The following is a 2,358-nucleotide window of genomic DNA, read 5'->3' as shown; positions in this document are numbered from 1 at the left end:
ACCCGCGGCCGGGCGCGGCCCCTGCCCGGGACCGCGCCGGCCGGGCCGGCGCGCGGGGCCTATGGGGGGGGGGGGCGCGCGCGCGCCGCGCAGGAGCGCTTCGTCGCCGCGCTGGTCGCGCGCTATGCCGTCAGCATCGAGGGCGCGGCGCCCGCGGACGTCGCCGCGCGATGATGGCGCGGCTGCTACGCGCGCTGCTGCTGCTCGCAATCGCGTTGCTGCCGCGCGCCGTCTCCGCGCATGAGGTGCGCCCGGCCTATCTCGAGCTGCGCCCGGCCGGACCGGCGGAATGGGCGGTGCTCTGGCGGGTGCCGGCGCTCGGCGGCGCGTGGCGGCTGCGGCTGGACGCGCAGCTCCCGGGAGGCTGCGTGCCGCTCGGCGCCCGGCAGGGCACCTTCGCGGGCGACGCTTATGTCGAGCGCTGGACCGCACGATGCCCGGATGGGCTCGCCGGTGGCGTCATTCGCTTCGACGGCCTCGCCGCGCTGCGCAACGACGTGCTGCTTCGGATCGAGCGAGCCGACGGGCGGGACGCGATCTCGGCGCGCCTGACCCCCTCCACGCCGCGCTTCGTGGTGCCCGCCGAGCCCGCGCTGCGCGATGTGATGGTCACCTATGTCGGTCTTGGCGTGGAGCACATCCTGCTCGGCGCGGACCATCTGCTCTTCGTGCTCGGGCTGATGCTGATCGTGCGGGGATGGCGCCGCCTGGCGCTGACCATCACCGCCTTTACCGCCGGCCACACGCTGACGCTCGCCGCCGCCACGCTCGGCGCCATCTCCTTGCCGGGACCGCCGGTGGAGGCTGCGATCGCGCTCAGCATCGTGTTCGCGGCGGCCGAGGCGCTTCGCATCCGCGCCGGCGAGCGCACGCTGATGGCGACGGCGCCCTGGACCGTGGCGCTGCTGTTCGGGCTGCTGCACGGGCTCGGCTTCGCCGGCGCGCTGCGTGCGATCGGCCTTCCCGAGACGGCGATGCTGCCGGCGCTGCTGTTCTTCAATCTCGGTGTCGAGATCGGGCAACTCGCCTTCGTGCTGGCGGTGCTCGCCGCCGGTTGGGCGTTGCGTCACGGCTCAGGGCGCCTCGTCGGCGGCGATGCGGCGACCCGCCTGGCCGGCAGCGCCACGCGGGCGACGGCCTATGGCATCGGGGCCGTCGCGGCCTTCTGGCTGATCGACCGGATGGTCGCCTTCTGGGCGTGACGGCGGCGCCCGAGGACGCGCGCTGCTCCCCGCCCGAGCGCCTCAGTGCCGCGCTACCATCGCATAGAACCTGTCCAGCATCATCGAGCGGCCCTCATCCGTGCTCGCCGCCAGCACAAACGCTTCGAAGGTGAGGAACGCCACGGTGGCGTGCGCCCTCATCTGGGCCTCGACGCCGTCGAAGCCCATGGCGGCAAAGAGCCCCGAGACGAAAGCGAGGCGCCGCTCATCGACGGCCTTCACCAGATCGGCAACGAGACCGGAATCCTGCGCAGCCCAGGCGCGGATGCTGACGTCGTATCGCGCGTAGCCGCCCTCGGAGACCACGCGGAGAAGCTCCTTCAACCGCGCCCCGGCATCGCCGCTGGACTGGCTGACGAGGCGGATGACAGGTTCGGTGAACTGGGCGCTCCAGTACTCCACGAGATCGCGGACGAAGTCGTCGCGATCCTCGAAGTGCCAGTAGAAGCTGCCCTTGGTGACGTTCAGGGCCTTGCAGAGCGCGTCAACGGTGAGCTTGGCGCCACCTTTCTGCGCGAGCACATCCATCGCACGGGCGAGCCATTCGTCCCGATCGAAGCGCCCGGGCGATCCCGCGCGCTTCCCTTGCCGTCGGACAGGTTCAGCCATCGTCCCTATGTTCCGTACTTTTTGGTATTGACCATCAATATACGGAACTCCTAAGCTATCCGACATCATGCGCCGGCAAGCTTGGCGCCGCCAGAACAGGGGAGGCAGGAATGCGACGGGGCTCCCGTTGCGCCGTGCTGAACGCCACTGCGGCTCTCGCGATCGGAAAGGGAGGCCTGGCACGGCTCCCGGCGCCGTCCGGTTGCAGCGACACAGTGGCGGTCGGCGTCATGCCAGCCGGGTGCTTGCCGGGCGAAAAGGCAGTGCCGGACGTCGCCGCGCAGCTTGCCGCCGCCATGGCGACCGCGCGGGTCCAGCACCTCGGAGACGGGCTCATCTTTTGCGCGCGAGGCCGGAACATGCGGTTCGTGGAGGCAGGATCCACGGGGCGGAGTGACGCGCCTTGCAACGATGTCAATCGGCACACAAACGGGACCCCGGATCGGCGTGCAAAAGGGACCCCCTTTTGGTGTGCATGGACGCGCCCGGGTTGGCCGGTGCGGAGCCGTAGGCGCAGCGGCGGGCC

2 protein-coding genes are annotated in these 2,358 nt (G+C 71.3%); one reads left to right on the top strand and one right to left on the bottom strand.

Going from position 1 to position 2,358, the window contains the following annotated elements; all coding sequences use genetic code 11:
• Nucleotides 1-170: 170 nt before the first annotated feature.
• Nucleotides 171-1,202 (top strand): HupE/UreJ family protein, encoded by a 1,032-nt coding sequence (locus AC1MIR_RS12150; protein WP_480028413.1) that lies wholly within the window; start codon nt 171-173, stop codon nt 1,200-1,202.
• Between the two features lie 42 nt (nt 1,203-1,244).
• Here AC1MIR_RS12150 and AC1MIR_RS12145 read toward each other — a convergent pair whose 3' ends face one another.
• Nucleotides 1,245-1,832, bottom strand: coding sequence for a TetR/AcrR family transcriptional regulator (locus AC1MIR_RS12145; RefSeq protein WP_480028412.1), 588 nt, complete (start codon nt 1,830-1,832; stop codon nt 1,245-1,247).
• Nucleotides 1,833-2,358 lie beyond the last annotated feature (526 nt).

The sequence above is a fragment of the Falsiroseomonas sp. RANM36 genome (assembly GCF_056682175.1).
This window is presented reverse-complemented; position numbering and strand designations above follow the sequence as displayed.

Excerpts from the sequence above, each read along its gene's own strand:
- AC1MIR_RS12150 (WP_480028413.1), top strand. The coding sequence starts at position 171 with ATGATGGCGCGGCTGCTACGCGCGCTGCTGCTGCTCGCAATCGCGTTG.
- AC1MIR_RS12145 (WP_480028412.1), bottom strand. The coding sequence starts at position 1,832 with ATGGCTGAACCTGTCCGACGGCAAGGGAAGCGCGCGGGATCGCCCGGG.